Raw genomic sequence first — 19,003 nt, 5'->3', positions numbered from 1 at the left:
CCCATCCGCGCGGTCGATATGGTCGTCGCACCGGTCACGGCCACTCGTCACGCTGCACCCCGAATCCACGGGACAGCGCCGCGCGATGCAACGTGCAGGCGAGCCGTACGTCGAGCGCCCACGCCCCGAGCAGGTCGACCAGCAGGATGTCGTCGGCGCCGGTGCGACCGGCGTGCTCACCGGTCAGCAGCTGTCCCAACTCGGCTTCGATCGGCCGGACGTCACGGCTCGACCTGCCCGGTCGACCCGTTCGACGTCGGCGCGGCCGCAGGCCGCCGGACCGGCGAGCTCCAGCGGCTGCCGGCGACGGTTGCCCGCCGTGCGGCGTCGGCCACGTGTCCTCAGGCGACGACTCGACACACCAGGGCGACGGCTCGTAGGTGGTGTCGCCGTCGACGGTGTGCCCGCAGGCGGCGCGGCCGGAACCTCCCGGCCGGCTCAACGACGCGTCGTCTACATAGATTTGCCGTGCCTGGTCGACCACCCCGCCGGCGAAGCCCACCCTGGCGGTGTTGATCAGCAACGCACCACTCGCCGGGACACCGATGTCCAGTCGGTCCGGTCGTGGCACCAGACCGACCACCAGGGTGGCGCCGAAGACCGCGTCGGCCGCCGCCTCGGTCACCGTCCAGCCGACGCCGGCTCGGTCGAGCTCAGCCAGCAGCTGCGGTTGGACGCGCTCCTGCGAGGACGCTCCGGCACCGTGAAAGATCGCCACGTGGCTGAGCCCACCGGCCCGGCCGAGGATCAGTGGGAGCAGCAGGCTGGTCGCGGATCCCGGACCGAGCACGGCGGCGGTCACCGCGCCCGGGGTCACCAACGCCCGGACGGCGATGGTGGCGAGCGCCGCCATCCGGGAGGCGGCAAGCGCCCGGGCCGGCAGCACGCAGCGCCGGCCGACCCGTTGGTCCTCCAGCAGGACGAGATCATCCGGCCCCGGCAGCTGGATGATGCGTCCGTCCGGCATGTCGTCCCCCACCTTCCCGGTCACCCCGTCGCGTAGCTCCTCGGCGAGCAGGTCGACCGCGTCAACCGCGTACAGCGCGCTGACCAGCTCGTCGGTGTTGAGCTGAAGGACGCGGCCGCTCATTCGACAGTGGCTCCCTCCAGCCGGTGACCAGGAGGCCGCTCAACGTGACGCGGCGGTCTGGGCGGCAGGCTAGCCACGGCGGCTTTCCGAACGCTCTCGATGTGCTCTCAGCGGACCGAGAGTCCATCGAGAGCGGGACGCGACATGCTGCGGTCGGTCCACCAACGGATGCGTCGAGAAACAACACGGAGGCGACAGGACATGCGATTCCACCGGGAGTTGAGCCCGACGTCAACCCGCGCACGTTCGCCGAGGACCCCGTACACACCGCAGCTGCTCGGGTTGCTCGCGGCCGCCGCCATGCTCGTGGGGGCCGTGACGACAGCGGCCGCCGGGCCGCAGACGCAGGCCGGTTCCGTCCCGGCCGAAGCGACCAGCGATCCCAGCGACATGCACTGGTGACGAGGACAGGTGGCGAGCCGGCCAGACCCGCTGCTGGACCACTTCGATGGGGATCCGACCATCGGCTCCATTTGTCACACCTGGCCCTCGGCGTGCCCGAGGTGATCGTTTCCAGAGAGGATCCTGATGAGAGAACTGGCCAGACGTACCTTGGCGGTGACAGCGGGCCTCGCCGTCGTGCTGTCACCAGGCGCGGCGACCGCCGCCCAGGCCGGCAGTTCCCAGCCCACCCTGCAGGTCGTCGCCAGCGGGTTGAACAACCCTCGGCACCTGGTCGTCGACCGGGGCACGATCTGGGTCGCGGAGGCCGGCGTCGGCGGTGACCTGCAGTGCATCATCACCCCTGAGGGTGAGCAGTGCCTGGGGCACAGTGGAGCCATCACCACCGTCCGGAACGGAGTCGTGACCCGGGTCATCGAGGGCCTGCCGTCGCTCGGCGCACCCACCGACGGCTCGTACGCCACCGGGCCGGCCGACCTGTCGCTGCGCAACGGCCGGCTGACGGTACTCATGTCCACCTCGGGGATCGACCCGGTCACCGGAGAGAACCCGTTCGGCGCCAACGGTCCCGAGATGGGCCGGCTGCTGCACTTCATCTGCCCGGGCGCCGGGCACGTGCGGCTCGGCGCCGACTTCGGCGTCCACGAGGCGCGGCACAACCCCGACGGCGGTGCCGGGGCACCCGCGGGCGCCGAGATCGAGTCCAACCCGTACGGGATGGTTCCGTTCCGGGGCGGTTTCGCGGTAACCGACGCCGGCGGCAACGATCTGCTCTGGGCCACCCGGGGCGGCCGGATCAAGACGCTGGCGGTGTTCCCGACCAAGGACGTCGGCGGCGGCTGGCAGCTACAGAGCGCGCCCACCGCTGTCGAGGTCGGCCCGGATGGGGCGCTGTACGTGGCCGAGCTGAGCGTCGTCGCGGGAACCGCCCGGGTCTACCGGGTGGTGCCCGGCCAGGAGCCGACCGTCTTCGCTGACGGGTTCACCCTGCTCACCGACCTCGCCTTCGACCGTCAGGGGCGGCTGCTGACGCTCTCGATGGCCAAGGACGGCGCGATCTTCCCGCCGAGTCACGGCGAGATCGTCCGCGTCGAGCACGACGGAAGCAAGACCCGCTTCTCGCCGGAAGGGCTGATCGCGCCGACCGGCATCGCGGTCTCCGGTGACGACGTCTACGCCACGAGCCAGGGCGTGTCTCCCGGCATCGGCGAGATCGTAAAGCTGCGCCTGCCGTGACCGACCGGTGCGGTTGTCCCGGCGCCGGGACAACCGCACCGTCACCGGCGGCCGGCCCGCTGCGGTGCGGCGAGTTCCAAGGCCGACCGGCTGGACCGGATCTGGTCCAACCAGCGCGCGGCCTGTTTGGAGTCCAGCTCGGCCAGCAGTCGCGCGGCCCGTTCCAGACTGTCCGCCGCCTCGGAGAGGTTGTCGTTCATCGCGTGCAGGTCACTGAGCACGCTCAATGTCCGCGCCTGCCAGAGCACCGAGCCGAGGTCCTCGAACAGCCGGCTCGCGCCGGCCAGGTACTTCGCCGCGGCGACGGTCCTCCCGGCGGCCAGGCACAGCTCGCCCAACGCGTACAGCGCCTCCCCTTCGACGAGCCGTTCCCCGACCCGCCGGGCCAGGTCCAGAGCGTGCAGCAGGGTCTGCTCGGCCCGCTCCGGCCGTCCGTCGCGGGTGTCGACGATACCGAGGCCGTAGAGCGCGTACACCTCGCCGATCCGATCACCGATGTTGCGTACGATCAGCAGGACCCGGTGCAGCGCCTGCCGGCTCAGCTTGATCTGCCCGGTGCTCAGATGAAGATGGGCGAACTGGTGCACCACCTGGGCCTCGCCGCGCAGACACCGCACCTTGAGGCAGATGGTCAGCGCCTCCTCCAGCAGTGACCGGCCACGCTCGGTCTCCCCCTCGTCGATCCAGAACTTGGCGACGCTGCGCAGGATCTGCGCCTCGCCCATCTCGTCACCGACGGCGCGCAGCGCGGTGAGAGATCGCTCGTAGTTGCTCAGCATCGCCGAGGTGTCCCCGCGCAGCCCTTCGATCAACGCCACGTTGCGCAGCACCAGCCCGCAGCCGTGGGTGTTCTGCTCACTTCGGAAGATCGACAGCGCCGCGGCGAAGTACTCCCCGGCGGTGGCGAGCCGCTTCTGGAACATGTGCAGCGTGCCCAACGAGTAGAGCATGGCTGCCTGCCCGTTGCGGTTGCCGGCCTGGGTGGTCGCCGCCAGCCCGATCTCCGCGCTCTCCCGCCACAACTCGTAGTAGCCCTTGCTCTCGAACAGGGTCACCGAGGTGAGGGCCAGATCCCAGCAGTGGTCGTGCATCCCGTACGCGGCGGCCTGTCGGATGGCCGCGACGATCGCGAACCGCTCGTTGTCCCACCAGTCCCGCTCGGCGCCCCACCAGTCCAGTGCGGACCTGGACGACGGACCCTGGCACGACGGACGCCACCGAGGGGCGCCTCCGTGCAGCAGGGTGAAGTCGCCGCCGTACTCCTTGCGGTGCGCCTCGTCGGAGAGGGTGAGCCAGGCACCGAGAACGCGGGCGACGGCGGCGTCCCGCTGCGCCGGACTATCGGTGGCGCTGAGCATCTCCTGGGCGTAGACCCGGATCAGGTCGTGGCAGCTGTAGCGGACCCGGTTGCCGGCGTACTCGACGGTGTCGAGCATGCGGGCGTCGACCAGGCTCTCCAGCAGGTCGACCGCGTCCAGCAGGTCGGTGTCCAGCAACGCCGCCGCCATCCAGGCCGGAAAGTCGCGTACCTGGACCAGGGCGACGAGGCGGAACAGCCGCTGCGCCCGCGCCGCCAGGCTCCGGTAGGTGAGGGCGATGCTGGCCCGCAGCTCCAGTCCTCCGTGCGAGAACTCGTCCAGCCGGCGCGCCTCGTTGCCCAGCCGGCGGACCAGATCGGCGATCCGCCAGTGCGGGCGTGACGCCAGCCGTGCGCCGGCGATCCGCAGCGCCAGGGGCAGGCCGTTGCAGAAGCGGATCAGCTCCAGCGCCGCCGGCTCCTCGGCGCGGGCCCGGTCATCACCGACGATCTTGTGTAACAGTTCCATCGACCGGGCGGCGTCGAAGGGTGCGACATCGACGCGCAGCGCCCCGGGAAGCCAGGCCAGCCGTCGGCGGCTGGTCACGATGACCGCGCAGGTGGGGCTGCCGGGGAGCAGCGGAAGGATCTGCTCTTCGCAGGTGACGTCGTCGAGCACGACCAGCACCCGGCTGCCCGCCAGCGTGCTGCGGTACAGCGTCGCGCGTTCCTGGAGATCGTCGGGGATCGTGGAACCACTCACCCCCATCGCCCGGAGGAACCTGGCCAGCACCGCACCCGCGTCGCTGCCCTGCGGGTTCTGGAACTCGCCGTACAGATGGCCGTCGGGAAACTGATCGGCAATCTCGTGTGCCACCCGGAAAGCGAGACTCGACTTTCCCACACCGCCCACACCGGAGATAGCGACGATCCGCATCGAGTACGGCGCCAACTCATTCGACGACTCGCCGGTCAGCGCCTCCTTTATCCGTCCTATCAGCGAATCACGCCCAGTGAAGTCGGCGATGCTGAATGGCACCTCGTGCGGCACGATCGGCTGAATCGACGACGATTTCCCGTCGACTCCGGCATCTATCACCGGCCGGGGCACGATGGGCTGTTGATCCAGCGCCGGGTCACGATTCAGAATCGCCCGTTCCAGGTCCTGCAGTTCCTGCCCCGGCTCGATGCCGAGTTCCTTCACAAGCACGGCGCGCGCGTGCCGGCGGACCTCCAGCGCCTCAGCGGGGCGCCCCGAGCGGTACTTGGCGAGCATCAGGTAGCCGTACAGCCGTTCCCGGAGCGGATACTCGTGCACCAGCGCGGTCAACTCGTTGACGACCTCCCCGTGGCGGCCAAGGGCGAGGTCGAGCCGGACCCGCTCCTCAAGGGTGGACAGCCGCTGGTCGTCCAGCAGCACGGCCCCCCGGCGAACCAGCCCGCTGTGGATGTCGGCGAGCGCCGGCCCCCGCCACAGATCGAGTGCCTTACGCAACGTCGTGGCCGCGGCGGCGATCCGTCCGTGTTCGGTCTGCTGGCGCGCCTGCGCGACGAGGTCGGCGAACAGCTCGCTGTCCAGTTCGTCCCCGGACAGGGTGAGCAGGTAGCCGTGCGGATGGGTCCGGATGACGTCCGGCCGCCCGGCGGTACCGAACAACTTCCGCAACAAGGAAATGCAGGTCTGCACCTGGCCGCGGGCGGTCGACGGCGGGTCGGTATCCCACACTGCCTCGACAAGTTGCTCGACGGTGGTCACACGGTTCACGCTGAGCGCCAGCATTGCCAGAATGGCACGCTGCCGCGGCCCACCAATATCCAGTGATCGACGGCCGCCTATCAACTCCAGTGTGCCGAGAAGTTTGACATGCATATCGCGACGAACCCCCGCAGTCGAGCACCCTTCGCACATCACACCATACACGCGCTACCTTTCAGGCACCAGCACCCTATTACGGCCGCATATCCGCATATGTCCCAGATCGAATACCCCACCCACGACGCCGCCGACCGAGGGGTTTGCCACCGGTCAGATTCGACAAATGCCGCCGCAACCCCACACAGGGAATAGCCTGAGTCACCGACAAGCCGCGTCACAACTCCGATCAGCACAAGAATCGTCACCCACAGTAAGTGAACAACGGCAGGGTCGGCGCATCTGACAAATCACCGACCGCACTGCGAAAGTTGATGCCTGGTTTATCCGCTAGGTGCAGCTAAACTGTATATGTCGACGTCCGGCGCCGGCCCGGGCCACGGCCGGGCCACGGTCCGCCGCCCAGCCGGCGAACAGCGCGAACCAGCCCCCGGTCCCCGTCGACCCCTGCAGGAGGGACCGTGCCGCGCCGTGGGCGAGGCCTGCCGACTCAGCCCGCCACCCGCAAACCTGGGCACCGACGGGGAGAATTCAGACGGACATGTCACACCCGCCTGACCGGCGGCGTCGCGAACACCTGAATGACATCGATATCATCAGCGCCGATCGACACCAGCCTCGGGAATCGACCAGTAACTGAATGTCAGCCGGCGGATCGCAGACGTGACCGGCTTGCCCATCGATGGATGTTCCGGCTGACGTCGAGCAGACGCCTGGCCTGCGGCGTCGCGCGTACCTGAATCGCCTTCATCGCCCGACGAGGCGAACAGACGCGACAAGCAGGCGTCCCCGGATCCGGCCACAACTGTCGTCGAAGGCCGAAACCGGGGACACGATGGACTGACCCGATCAGTACGCGGTGCAGGTCACCGCCGACGAAGTGCTCGTGCCGTTCCAGGTGGCGATGAAGCCGAAACTGGTGCTGGCACCGGCAGCGAGCCGACCGTTGTAGTCGACGTTGCGCGCCGTGACGGTCGGGCGAAGTACATCGCGGTACCGGGCGCCCCGGCCGCCGACCCGCCGACAAACGCCCGGGCCCGCAGCTGGGTGGAGCGGGTGAAGCGCAGCGCAGGCCCCGGAGTAGAGCGTGGCCTGTGCTGTCGGCAGCTGACCGTTGGTGGTGTAGCGGATCTGTGCGCCGCTGACCGTGGTACTCAGCGACACTGCGACCTCGCCCTGGAAGGTGCCACTGTGCACCGAGAACTGGATGTCGCCGACCAGGTCCTCGGCCGCGTCAGCGGCCGCGATCTGGTCGGCCGCAGCGAGCGGACCGCTGCCAGACTGGCCGCTACCGGTCTTGTCAACGCCGGTTTGGTCGACGCCGGTACCCCGGTCGCTGCCGGCGACGGGTTCGGCGCCGGCCGGCGGTGAGTGGGAGACGAGCAGCCCGGCGACCAGAGTGGCCGCGAACGCGACTCCCACGGCGCGGACGGCCGCCGGCGCGGCCCCGGTACTAGGGACGGTTAGACGCACGATGCCTCCTGTTCGATGTGGCGTACGACGGTCGGCGTCAGGTGCGTCGCCGGGCCCGACGGCCGATTCGACGGCACAGGGATGCCGCAGAAGTGCCGACGCAGGGCGCGTCGCCACGGGCCGTCCGGCAGGTCCGGCCGCAGCGCGGCCAGGCCGGTCGCGTACTTGGAGATGCGCATCGGTCGGATGCAGCCGCGCCACAGCAACCGGTCGGCGGCAGCGTCAGGCTCGCCGACCCGCACTGCCAGCGCAGCTCGGTGTCGATGGTGACCCGGCTGGAACGCAGGCTGGCGGTGGCCGGCAGCAGCAGCGTGCTGCGTCGGTAGCTGGTGACCAGGGTCGGGGCGAACTCGCCGTCCGCCGGGATAGCTTCCCGGCAGAGCACCTCGTCGACGAACTCGCGGCCGGGACCGACCGTGCTGCGGTCCTGGGGTCGGTACGGCAGCCGGTGCTTGGTGATGCTGTCCCGGGCGCCGTTGATTTTGACTTCGAGCCAGCAGTCGCCGGAGTCGAGGTAGGTGCGGGTGCGTACCTTGAACCGCCGCCGACGGCGGTAGGCGGCACAGTGGTAGCTGGCCAGCCAGGGGGTGTCGAAGTAGATCGACTCGTAGCGGAACGACCGCTCCGCGTCGATGTCCAGTACCCGGGTGCCGGCAGGCAGTTGACTCAGCAACGACGGCAGTGCGGTCAGCGGCACGACGTACTTGCGGTCCACCCTGGTCTGCAACGCGGCACACTCGATCAGCTCGGCCAGCTCGACCGGAGGCATCTCGCCGAGCGCGGCGGCGATCGCGAGCGTCGTCATCGGCCCGCTCCCGCCGCAGCCGGAGCACCCGCCGTGGCTGGAGCGGCCCGCCGCCCGGCCAGCGAGTACCGTACGTCCACGATGGTCGTCTCATTGACCAGGTCGAGCCGCTGGATGGTGGCGCCGTGCACTCGGGCGCCGAGCAGTTGCTCCAGCTGCGCGACCAGAGCGACCTGGTCGGTGACCGCCGAGTCGAGCACCATGATCTGGTGGCGGTAGTGCCGCAGCAGCCGTGGGTGGTCGCCGAGGAACATCACCGCCAGGATGAGGGCCATCAGTCCGGCGCTGAGCCAGACCGAGGTGGTGCTCAACGCGCCGAGGATGCCCAGCGCCAGGGCGGAGAAGTAGTAGGCCACCTCGTGCTGGTCCAGCTCCGTCGAGCGCAGGCGGATGATCGACAGTACGCCGAACAGCGCGAGCCCGAGGCCGAGCCCGGCGCCGACGTTGCTGGCGCTCAACGCACTCGCCACCGCCAGGACGCCGACGTTGACCCCGAGGTAGGCCACGACGAGGTCCCGACGGCGGTGGCGCGGGAAGTAGAGCCCGAAGACGAGCAGCGCCACGGCGCCGATGTCGATCGCGAACAGGACGAGCTGCGTCATCTCGTTCGTTCCTCCTGGGTCGCTGTCGGACGCCGACGCGTCCTGCCGGCCGGCCACACCGCCCGGCTGGGCAGGCGTGGACGGCAGACGAACAGCGCCGGAACTTCCGGTAAACTTTCGGGAACTCTCTCGAAACGGTAGCCATTCCATCGATCTAGTTCAATGCTTGTTCGGTGCGGTCTGCGTAGGGGTGTCGCCACTGCCCGATTCGGACTCCGACATCCATCGCCTGAACGGCGGGTACGAAACCCCTGGTGCGGGCCGGTCAGTGGGAGCCCGGCCGGGTGGTACCGCGCCCGGGCCGGGGGTCGTAACTTTCAGCCCCGGGTCGGGCGTGCCGCAGCGTGGCGGAGAATGCCTTGCCGTCGCGGCTGCGACCATCGAGCAGACCTCGATACGGGCACTGCCTCAACTGGAACAGGTACCGCCGACCCGGCCACGACACTGGGCAGAAGCCGCGCAGGCGCACGCCGAACAGGTTTCCGCCGACCGCCCCGCGCCGCCCGTAGACCATGCGACACTCGCCGTACCCGTAGCGGCCCGCCGCGACCAGCACCGGCTCCGTCAGCAACCCGATCACCCACCTACCGAAGTAGCGCCAGAGCCGGCATCCACCGGACCGCTGGTTCACGTGGCACCTCGTGCCGACCGACGACCGGGCGTACGGCTGGGCCCCGTCGCCCGATCAGGTCTTTCCGGCGACCGGGCGCAGGCCACGCAGTGGTCAGATGATCACGCGCTGAACTGGGCGAATCCGCCGATCGAATCTGGCATCGACGAGTTTGCTGTCAGCTTGGCGACCTCCGCCTGCCGTTGACGGCCAAGCGTGCATATAGGAACATTCGGTTTCGCTTGACGCCAAACGCCTCTTGCGGCACCGGCAACAGTTCGATCATGGACGGTCATGATCTTGCGCCCTTTGCGTCAGCGTCCACCGCCCGTTCGGACGCGAGGAGCTCGCTGTGGATCATGATACCGTGGCCGGCCGCTTCCGCCTGGACGGCTGCATCGGCTCCGGCAGCATGGGAGAGGTCCACCGGGCCCGCGACCAGCAGGTAGCCGAGACCGACCCGAGCCGGCTCGTCGCCGTCAAACTTCTGTTGCGCACCCGAGGCGGTGCGGCGCTCGACTCGGCGGCCTCCCGTAACGCGATCGGCCGGTTCGTCCGTGAGGTCGCGATCATGCGCCGGCTCAGCCACCCGAACCTGCCCCGGATCATCGACGGCGGCCTCGACGACCAGGGCGTTCCGTACCTCGCCATGGAGCTGCTCGACGGACGGACAGTGCAGGATCTGATCGCGGAGGTGCCGCAGCTGCCGATCTCCTGGGCAGCCGCGTTGGCCGCCCAGATCGCCGACGGACTCGCCGCCGCGCACGCGGTGAACGTCGTACACCGCGATCTCAAACCCGCGAATGTGATGCTGCTGCGCGGCGGCCAGGTCAAGGTGCTCGATTTCGGGATGAGCCGCATCGTCGACGACACCGACGTCAGCCGGCTGACCAGCAGCGGCATCACCCTCGGCACCGCCCGATACATGGCACCGGAACAGTTCACCTCGGCTGCGGTCACCCGGGCAGCTGACCTGTACGCCCTCGGCTGCGTGCTGTTCGAGCTCCTCAGTGGAGTGCCTCCGTTCGACAGTTCATCCGCCTACGAGCTGGGCGAGCACCACCGCAACGACCCGCCGCCGGCACTGCGACTGCTGCGCTCCGAGGTCGATACCGATCTGGCCCAGCTGGTCGAACGGCTGCTTGCCAAGGACCCGGCGGAGCGACCCGTCGACGCGGTCACCGTCCGGAACGAGCTGATGCGGTTCGCCGTCGGCCGGGTCGCCGTCGCCGGTTGGGACGGCTTCGACCCTGGGCTCTGGCTGACCACGCCTGCGGTCGACGGACCACCCACCGGTGTCGGGCAGACAGGTCAGCAGAAGGCCGCCGACGCGCCGCAGCCGGGTTCGGCGATGGACGTGTTCGCTGTGCACCAGCGGCTGATCGCCGACTACCGGGCGTTCACCGAGGGCGGCACGGTCATCCGTGACGAACGGATCGCCGACTTCGTCGCCGCCGACCTGGACGCCAAGTCACAGTGGCCGGTCCCCTGGGTCTCGTTGAATCCGTCCTTTGCCTCCGGCGGGTCGGTCGAGGAGCTTGCCGCGTCCGGCACGCTGCACCCTGAATGCGCGCGGATCTTCCAGATCGACAAGACCCCCGGCGGGACCGCCTGCGACGGCAGGGGACTCGTCCTGCACCGGCATCAGCGGGACGCAGTCGACGTCGCCCGTTCCGGTGCCTCGTACGTGATCACGACCGGCACGGGGTCGGGAAAGTCGCTCGGTTACATCGTGCCGATCGTCGACCGGGTCCTGCGGGCCCGCGCCGCCGAGCCGCCCAACGCCCGCCGCCGAGTCCGGGCGATCATCGTCTACCCAATGAACGCGCTGGCCAACAGCCAGATCAAGGAGCTCGACAAGTTCCTGCGGGACGGGTACGGCGAGGGTCGCGAGCCGGTCCGATATGCCCGATACACCGGTCAGGAGAGCGACGAGCGCCGTCAGCAGATCCGCCGCAACCCACCGGACATCCTGCTCACCAACTACGTGATGCTGGAGCTGATGCTGACCCGGCCAGCTGACCGAAGCTCGCTGATCAGCATGGCGACCGGGTTGGAGTTCCTCGTCTTCGACGAGCTGCACACCTACCGTGGCCGGCAGGGCGCGGACGTGGCGCTGCTGATCCGTCGGGTACGGCAGGCCTGCCAGGCCGACCGGCTGCAGTGCATCGGCACCTCGGCGACGATGTCCAGCGAGGGCAGTCCGGTCGACCGCCGGTCGGTGATCGCCTCGGTGGCGAGCACGCTGTTCGGAGCCGAGGTGGCACCGGGTGACGTGATCGGCGAGACCCTGCAGCGGGCCACCGGACCGGCTCCGGCCACGGTGCCGCCGCAACGGATCACCGCCGACTCGCCCCACGACTACGCCGACCTGGTACGGGACCCGCTCGCCCGGTGGATCGAGGCCCGGTTCGGCCTGGAGCCAGCACCCGACGACGAGAGCCAGTTGGTCCGACGTCCGCCGACCCGGATCGAGGACGCGGCCCAGGAGCTGGCCCGCGACAGCGGCCGGACCGACGACGAATGCGCGCAGGCCATCCGCCGCACTCTGCAGGCCGGCTCGCAGGCGCGGCACCCGAAGACCGGCCGACCGTTGTTCGCCTTCCGCCTGCACCAGTTCCTGTCCAAGGGCGACACCGTCTACGTCACCATCGAGGACCCGCAGACCCGGCATCGGACCCGCGACTACCAGTTGGTCCAGCCCGGCACGGACGGCAAGATCCTGCTGCCGCTGGCGTTCTGCCGGGAATGCGGCCAGGAGTACCTGACGGTGTCGCGCACCGAGGACTCCGCCGGCCGGGTGCGCTATGGCCAACGCCGCGACACCGACGGGTCGGCGGGCACCGACACCGACGGCTACCTATACATCGCCCCCGACCGGCCGTGGCCGGCGACCCTCGCAGAGCTGCTCGGCAGCCGCCGGCTGCCGGAGTCGTGGCTGGTCGACGAGCACGGGCAGGAGACGGTACGGGAGAGCTTCCGGCCCCGGCTGCCCCGACCGGTGACCGTCGACGCGTACGGGGTGGAGGGCGACACCGGTGTGCCGGCCGCGTTCATCCCGGCGCCGTTTCTGTTCTGCCTGCACTGCGGCGTCGCCTACGAGCAGAAGAAGGCGCGCGACTTCGCCCGGTTGGCGACTCTCGACCACGAAGGCCGGTCGTCGGCGACGTCGTTGGTCTCCGCGTCGATCGTTCGTTCGCTGCGGGAGATCCCGGCCGACGCGCTGGACCGCCGGGCCCGCAAGCTGCTGACCTTTGTCGACAACCGGCAGGACGCCTCGCTGCAGGCCGGCCATTTCAACGACTTCGCCCAGGTCGTGCAGCTGCGTGGCGCGCTGTACCGGGCCGTGGTCGATTCCGGTGACGACGGCATCGGCCACGAGGATCTGGCCGGTCGGGTCGCCAACGCGCTGAATCTGGAGCTGGCCGACTACGCCGGCTCCGCCGACCTCGCCCCGCCGCTGGCCCGCAGCGCCGCCCGGACGCTACGCGACGTGGTGGCGTTCCGGTTGTACGTCGATCTGGAACGCGGCTGGCGGGTCACCATGCCGAACCTGGAACAGACCGGGCTGCTGCGCATCGGCTACGACGGCCTCGACTGGCTAGCCGGACAGCAGGACCGCTGGTCGGACACGCACCGGGAGCTGCGTGAGGCGACACCTGGCGTCCGTGCGGAGATCATGCGGGTGCTGCTCGACGAGATGCGCCGGGCGCTGGCGATCGACGTGCAGCACTTCCGCGACGACAGCTTCGACTCGCTGCAGCGGGCAAGCGAGGAACGCCTGGTCGACCCGTGGGTGCTCAGCTCCGGCGATAAACCCCGGGTCGGTACGGCGTACCCGCAGAGCTCCGTGCCGGGCATGGACCGGTCGGCGCTGTTCATCTCCGGGCGGGGAAAGGTCGGCAAGTACCTGCGCCGCGTCCACTTCCGGACCGTGTCGGTCGACGACACGCAGCAGATCATCACCCACCTGTTGACGGTGCTCACCGGTGCCGGGCTGGTGACCCGGATCGAGGCGCGCCCGCACCGGGCCGGCCGGTTCCGGGCCCCGTCGGGCCCCACGATCACCGGATACCAGGTCGCGGCGGCCTGCCTGGTCTGGCAGGCCGGCACCGGCGAGACCGGCGCCCACGACCCGCTGACCCGCACCTACGCCAGCGGCGACGGCCCACGGGTCAACCCGTTCTTCCGGGACCTCTACCGGTCGACGGCATCATCGCTGAGCGGCCTCGTCGCCCGGGAGCACACCGCCCAGGTCGCCCCGGAGGAGCGGGAACGACGCGAGGAGGCGTTCCGGTCCGCGGAGCTGAAGCTGCTCTACTGCTCCCCCACGCTGGAGTTGGGTGTCGACATCGCCGAGCTCAACGCGGTGATGATGCGCAACGTGCCGCCGACGCCGGCGAACTACGCGCAGCGCAGCGGTCGGGCCGGCCGGTCCGGGCAGCCGGCGCTGGTCACCACCTACTGCGCCACCGGCAACAGCCACGACCGGTACTACTTCCGCCGCTCCCAGCAGATGGTCGCTGGCGTTGTCAGCCCGCCCCGGCTCGATCTGGCCAACGAGGACCTGGTCTGCTCCCATGCCCAGGCGATCTGGCTCGCCGAGGTCGGGATCAAGCTGGGGCAGGCCGTACCGGAGATCGTCGACATCAGCTACCCGGAGGGCACCCGTAACCCGGCACCCCGGCTCGCGCTGCACGAGCACGTCTCGGCCGCCCTGCACGACCCTGCCGCGCAGCGCCGCGCGGTGGTCGCCGCCAATCAGGTGTTCGCCGGGCTGATCACCGACCTGCGGCAGACCACGTGGTGGTACGAGACCTGGTTCGAAGACCGGATCCGGCTCGCACCCCGGCAGTTCGACCGCAGCTTCGACCGGTGGCGGGACCTGTTCCGGGCGGCGCTGCTGGACCAGGCCGAGCAGAACCGCCGGGTGCTGGACCACACCCTCACCCAGCCGGACCGCAACCATGCGATCCGGCGCCGCCGGGAGGCGGAGACCCAGCTCAACCTGTTGAAGAACGAGTCGGTGGACAGCAAGTCGATCCTGTCGGACTTCAACCCGTACAGATATCTGGCCAGTGAGGGTTTCCTGCCGGGCTACTCGTTCCCCCGGCTGCCGCTGGCCGCGTACGTGCCGGTGTCAGGTCGACGGTTCCACGACGGCGACTACCTGCAACGACCCCGGTTCCTGGCGATCAACGAGTTCGGGCCGGGCGCGCTGATCTACCACGAGGGTGCCCGCTACCAGGTGCACCGGGTCCAGCTGCCGCCGGACGCCTCCGGCGACGTGGCCACCGCAACGGCGTACCGGTGCAGCCACTGCGGCTACCACCATGAGGAGCGGCACAACGCCGACCGGTGCGAGATGTGCGACGCGCCGCTGACCGACAGCGCGAAGCTCGTCGGCCTGCTGCACCTGCGCACGGTGTACACGATCCGGCGGGAGCGGATCTCCTCCGACGAGGAGGAACGGCGGCGGGCCGGGTTCCGGCTGGTCACCTCGTACCGGTTCCAGGACCACGGACCACGGCAGGGTCGGCAGGACGCGATCGTCGCCGACCCCGGCGGCCGGCTGGGCCGGGTCTCGTACGGCGACTCGGCCACGGTACGGATCACCAACCTGCGCCGGATGCGGTCGAAGCCGACCGACTCGGACGGCTTCTGGCTGGACCCGACCGACGGGCGGTGGCTCAACGAGCGGGACGCCGCCAAGGCCACCGGCGATTCCCACGAACTGCCGCTGATCGAGGCGGACGGCCAGGAACGGGGTCGCCGCAAGCGGGTCATCCCGTACGTCGAGGACCGGCGCAACATCGCGGTGCTCACCCTCGACGAACCGCTGCCGCTGCCAGCGGCGGTGTCGCTGATGTACGCCCTGGAGCGCGGTGTCGAGGCCGCGTTCGAGTTGGAGGACGTGGAGCTGGCCAGCGAACTGCTGCCACCCGAAGAGTCAACCCGCGACCGGATGTTGTTCATCGAGGCGGCCGAGGGCGGTGCCGGGGTGCTGCGGCTGCTGCAGTCGGAGCCCGACGCGCTGGCCAGGGCGGCGCGGAAAGCGCTGGAAATCTGCCATTTCGCGCCGGACGGCACCGACCTGGGCGGCCCGCACCCGGACCGGCCGTGCGCCCGGGGCTGCTACGAATGCCTGCTCACCTACGGTAACCAGGGCTACCACCCGCAGATCGACCGGCACGCGGCCCGGGATCTGCTGCTGCGGTTCGCCGTCGGCCGAGCCCGGACCACCGGCGCGGGCGTATCCCGGTCGGAGCAGCTGACCAAGCTGGCCGACCAGTCCGACACCACCCTGGAGAAGCGCTTCGTCACCTGGCTGAAGGAACGCGGATTGCGGCTGCCCGACGAGGGACAGGCGTTCCTCACCGAGGCGTTGGCCAAGCCGGACTTCGTCTACCGGCTGGCAGGGGCAAACGTGGCGGTGTTCGTCGACGGGCCGGTGCACGACTATCCGGCGGTCGCCGACCGGGACCGCGACGCCGAGGGTCGGCTGATCAACGCCGGCTGGGAGGTGGTCCGCTTCCCGCACGACGCCGACTGGGCAGCCATCGTCGACAAGCACCGCAGCTACTTCGGGTCCGCGATGGACGGCTGACGCCTCCCGTTGTCCGTGCCACCCCGTCTCCTCCCCTCGCCGACGACAGGACTCGCCCCGATGACCACCGCCACCGCCGCCACCGCCGTCCCGTACGCCCCTGGTTCTTTGGTCCATGCCCGTGGCCGTGACTGGGTCGTGCTGCCGGACAGCGCGCCGGACATGCTGGTGCTGCGCCCGTTGGGCGGCAGCGACGATGACATCGCCGCCGTGTTTCCCACGTTCGAGCCGGTCCACAGCGCCGAGTTCGCCGCACCGACCCCGGCGGACCTGGGCAACGCGCAGGCGGCCGGGCTGCTGCGGTCGGCGCTGCGGATCGGCTTCCGGGCCGGAGCGGGGCCGTTCCGGTCGCTGGCCGGCATCGCCGTGGAGCCGCGCGCCTACCAACTGGTGCCGCTGATGATGGCGTTGCGGCAGCCGACCGTACGGATGCTGTTGTGCGACGACGTCGGCATCGGCAAGACCGTCGAAGCTGGACTGATTGCCTCGGAGTTGCTGGCCCAGGGCAGCGCACGCGGGCTGGCGGTGCTGTGCTCGCCGGCGCTGGCCGAGCAGTGGCAGGTCGAGCTGCGCACGAAGTTCGGCATCGACGCCGAGTTGGTGCTGGCGTCGACGGTGTCGCGGCTGGAACGCAACCTGGACCTGGGCCAGTCGCTGTTCGACCGGCACCCGAACGTGATCGTGTCGACCGACTTCATCAAGTCGCCCCGGCACCGTGACGACTTCGTCCGACATTGCCCGGATTTGGTGATCTGCGACGAGGCACACGCGTGCGTCGTCGCCGACGACACCACGTCGACGCAGACGCAGCTGCGCTTCGAGCTGCTGCAACGCATCGCCGCCGACGCCGACCGGCATCTGCTGCTGGTCACCGCCACCCCGCACAGCGGCAAGCCGACGGCGTTCCACCACCTGCTGGGGCTGGTGAAGCCGGAGCTGGCCAACCTCGATCTGACCACCGATGCCGGCCGACGGGCCCTGGCCCCGTACTTCGTGCAGCGCAAACGCGCCGACGTACGGAAGTACCTCACCAAAGAGGACGGCCTACGCGACGACAGCATGGTCGAGCAGACCGCGTTCCCCGCCGACCGCGAGTTCAAGGACGAGACGTACGCGTTGAGCCCGGCGTACCGGTCGCTTCTCTACGACGCCCTCGACTACGCCAGCGAACGGGTCGACGCGGCCAGCCAGCGCGGCAAACGGGAGACCCGGATCGCCTGGTGGTCGGCGATCGCGCTGCTGCGGTCCCTGGTGTCGTCGCCACGGGCGGCGGCGCAGACGCTGCGTACCCGGTCGGCGACGGCGGTGGCCGCGACGGCCGCCGAGGCCGACCGGCTCGGTGCCCCGCTGCTGCAGGATTCCGGTGAGGACGACGCCCTGGAAGGGCTGGACGTGGCACCGGGGGCGACCGCCGACGACGTCGACCGGGTCGTGTCGGGTGATCCGGCCGGGCGGCTGGCCGACCTGGCGGCGCGGGCCGAGCAGCTGGAAGGCTCCGACGGCGACCGCAAGCTCGCCCTGCTGGTGCGGCAGTTGAAGAAGCTGCTCGCCGAGGGCTACCACCCGATCGTGTTCTGCCGCTACATCCCGACCGCCGAGTACGTCGCCGAGCAGCTCGACGGCAAACTCGGCCGCAAGACGATCATCCGGGCGGTGACCGGGACGTTGTCGCCGCAGCAGCGGCTGCAGCGCATCGAGGAGCTGGCCGCAGCAGCCGGAGACGACCCAGCCGCCCGCCGGGTACTGGTAGCGACCGACTGTCTGTCCGAAGGGGTCAATCTCCAACATCACTTCGACGCGGTCGTCCACTATGACCTGGCCTGGAACCCGACCCGGCACGACCAGCGGGAGGGCCGGGTCGACCGCTTCGGCCAGCAGCGGTCCGTGGTCCGGGTGATCACCCTGTACGGCAGCGACAACGGCATCGACGGCAAGGTCCTCGACGTGCTGATCCGCAAGCACCGGCAGATCCGCAAGGACCTGGGCATCTCGGTGTCGGTGCCGGACGAGGCGTCGACCGGCGTCACCAACGCGATCATCGAATGGCTGGTGCTGCGCGACCGGCGCAGCGAGCAGGGCAGCCTGTTCGAGATCACCGACTACCAGCCGATCGACGAGCAGGCCGCCGAGCTGGACAAGCAGTGGCAGTCGGCAATCGAACGGGAGAAGACGTCCCGGTCCCGGTTCGCCCAGCACGCCATCCACGCCGAAGAGGTGGCCCGGGAGGTGACCGCGATCCGCGACACCCTGGGCCGGGCCGACGAGATCCGAGGCTTCGTCCGCTCCGCGCTGCGGTCCCTCGACGGGGTGCTGCGCGACGACCCGACCAGCCCTGGCGATTTCACCGCCGAGCTGGGCGGCACCCCGGCCGGGCTGCGGGACGCGCTCGCCCCGGTGCTGGGCGGCGACGCCGTCGACGGCACCCGGCAGGTGCCGGTGCGGGACACCGCCGCCGTCGCCCGGGGCGAGGTGGCGCTGGTACGCACCGACCCGGCGGTCGTCGCACTCGCCGGGTATCTGCTCAACGCGGCGCTCGACGCCGACGTGCCCGGTCCGCGTCCGGCCCGCCGCTGCGGGGTGGTCCGTAGCCGGTCGGTGTCGACCCGGACCACGCTGCTGCTGGTCCGCTACCGCTTCCACCTGACGTTGCCGTCCCGGACCGGCACCCGGGAGCTGGTCGCCGAGGACGCCCGGCTGCTGGCGTTCCGGGGCGCGCCGGGCAACGCCGACTGGCTGCCGGCCGACGAGGCGCTGCGGCTGCTGGACGCCGGGGCCGACGCCAACACCGACCCGACGCTCGCCGAGAACACCATGCGGCGGGTGATCGACGACCTGCCGGCGGTCGAGGACCGGCTCACCGCGTACGGCCGGGAGCTGGCCGCCGAACTGCTGGCCGCGCACCGCCGGGTGCGCAGCGCCGCTGGCGAGATCGTGCGCGGGTTGACCGTCACCGCCCAGGACGGTGCCGACGTGCTCGGCGCGTACGTCTATCTGCCGCTCGGCTGATC

The 19,003-nt window shown here is 70.2% G+C and carries 10 protein-coding genes; 3 read left to right on the top strand and 7 right to left on the bottom strand.

Annotated features, from left to right (window positions below; genetic code table 11):
• Window positions 1-34: 34 nt before the first annotated feature.
• Window positions 35-1,090 carry a hypothetical protein gene (locus O7610_RS30005; RefSeq protein WP_289212376.1) on the bottom strand — a complete coding sequence of 352 codons (1,056 nt, stop codon included), beginning with the start codon at window positions 1,088-1,090 and terminating at the stop codon, window positions 35-37.
• A gap of 528 nt (window positions 1,091-1,618) precedes the next feature.
• Between O7610_RS30005 and O7610_RS30000 the strand changes: the two genes are divergently transcribed.
• Window positions 1,619-2,728, top strand: coding sequence for a ScyD/ScyE family protein (locus O7610_RS30000; protein ID WP_289212375.1), 1,110 nt, complete (start codon window positions 1,619-1,621; stop codon window positions 2,726-2,728).
• Between the two features lie 41 nt (window positions 2,729-2,769).
• On the opposite strand, the gene O7610_RS29995 is transcribed toward O7610_RS30000, so the two are convergent.
• The 6 genes from O7610_RS29995 to O7610_RS29970 form a co-directional block, all read right to left on the bottom strand.
• Entirely contained in the window at window positions 2,770-5,895 is a 3,126-nt protein-coding gene (locus O7610_RS29995; protein ID WP_281553662.1) for an AfsR/SARP family transcriptional regulator, read from the bottom strand.
• Between the two features lie 599 nt (window positions 5,896-6,494).
• Window positions 6,495-6,677 (bottom strand): hypothetical protein, encoded by a 183-nt coding sequence (locus O7610_RS29990; protein WP_289212374.1) that lies wholly within the window; start codon window positions 6,675-6,677, stop codon window positions 6,495-6,497.
• A 70-nt stretch (window positions 6,678-6,747) separates the two neighbouring features.
• The gene (locus O7610_RS30950) at window positions 6,748-7,371 is read right to left on the bottom strand and encodes a chitobiase/beta-hexosaminidase C-terminal domain-containing protein (protein ID WP_502959064.1); all 624 of its coding nucleotides are present in this window, start codon (window positions 7,369-7,371) and stop codon (window positions 6,748-6,750) included.
• Window positions 7,372-7,408: 37 nt separating this feature from the next.
• Complete coding sequence (locus O7610_RS29980) at window positions 7,409-8,176, bottom strand: VTC domain-containing protein (protein ID WP_289212373.1); 768 nt, start codon at window positions 8,174-8,176, stop codon at window positions 7,409-7,411.
• A complete protein-coding gene (locus tag O7610_RS29975; RefSeq protein WP_289212372.1) occupies window positions 8,173-8,778 on the bottom strand; it encodes a DUF4956 domain-containing protein in 606 nt (201 codons plus the stop codon). The genes O7610_RS29980 and O7610_RS29975 overlap by 4 nt, the downstream gene beginning before the upstream one ends.
• Before the next feature lie 265 nt (window positions 8,779-9,043).
• A complete protein-coding gene (locus tag O7610_RS29970; protein ID WP_289212371.1) occupies window positions 9,044-9,409 on the bottom strand; it encodes a hypothetical protein in 366 nt (121 codons plus the stop codon).
• Between the two features lie 331 nt (window positions 9,410-9,740).
• On the opposite strand from O7610_RS29970, the gene O7610_RS29965 reads away from it, so the two are divergent.
• Together O7610_RS29965 and O7610_RS29960 are read left to right on the top strand one after the other, a co-directional pair.
• Complete coding sequence (locus tag O7610_RS29965) at window positions 9,741-15,995, top strand: protein kinase domain-containing protein (protein ID WP_289212370.1); 6,255 nt, start codon at window positions 9,741-9,743, stop codon at window positions 15,993-15,995.
• A 60-nt stretch (window positions 15,996-16,055) separates the two neighbouring features.
• Window positions 16,056-19,001, top strand: a complete 2,946-nt coding sequence (locus O7610_RS29960; protein ID WP_289212369.1) for a DEAD/DEAH box helicase — start codon at window positions 16,056-16,058, stop codon at window positions 18,999-19,001.
• The last annotated feature ends 2 nt before the right edge of the window (window positions 19,002-19,003 follow it).

This window comes from Solwaraspora sp. WMMA2065 (assembly GCF_030345075.1).
Lineage (GTDB): Bacteria > Actinomycetota > Actinomycetes > Mycobacteriales > Micromonosporaceae > Micromonospora_E.
Note: the sequence above shows the minus strand (reverse complement) of the source record. Positions and strands in the feature narration are given on the sequence as shown.

What these genes read in the sequence shown, in the direction of transcription:
- O7610_RS29980 (WP_289212373.1), bottom strand. Translation starts at nt 8,176, where the DNA reads ATGACGACGCTCGCGATCGCCGCCGCGCTCGGCGAGATGCCTCCGGTC.
- O7610_RS30005 (WP_289212376.1), bottom strand. Translation starts at nt 1,090, where the DNA reads ATGAGCGGCCGCGTCCTTCAGCTCAACACCGACGAGCTGGTCAGCGCG.
- O7610_RS29975 (WP_289212372.1), bottom strand. Translation starts at nt 8,778, where the DNA reads ATGACGCAGCTCGTCCTGTTCGCGATCGACATCGGCGCCGTGGCGCTG.
- O7610_RS29960 (WP_289212369.1), top strand. Translation starts at nt 16,056, where the DNA reads ATGACCACCGCCACCGCCGCCACCGCCGTCCCGTACGCCCCTGGTTCT.
- O7610_RS29995 (WP_281553662.1), bottom strand. Translation starts at nt 5,895, where the DNA reads ATGCATGTCAAACTTCTCGGCACACTGGAGTTGATAGGCGGCCGTCGA.
- O7610_RS30000 (WP_289212375.1), top strand. Translation starts at nt 1,619, where the DNA reads ATGAGAGAACTGGCCAGACGTACCTTGGCGGTGACAGCGGGCCTCGCC.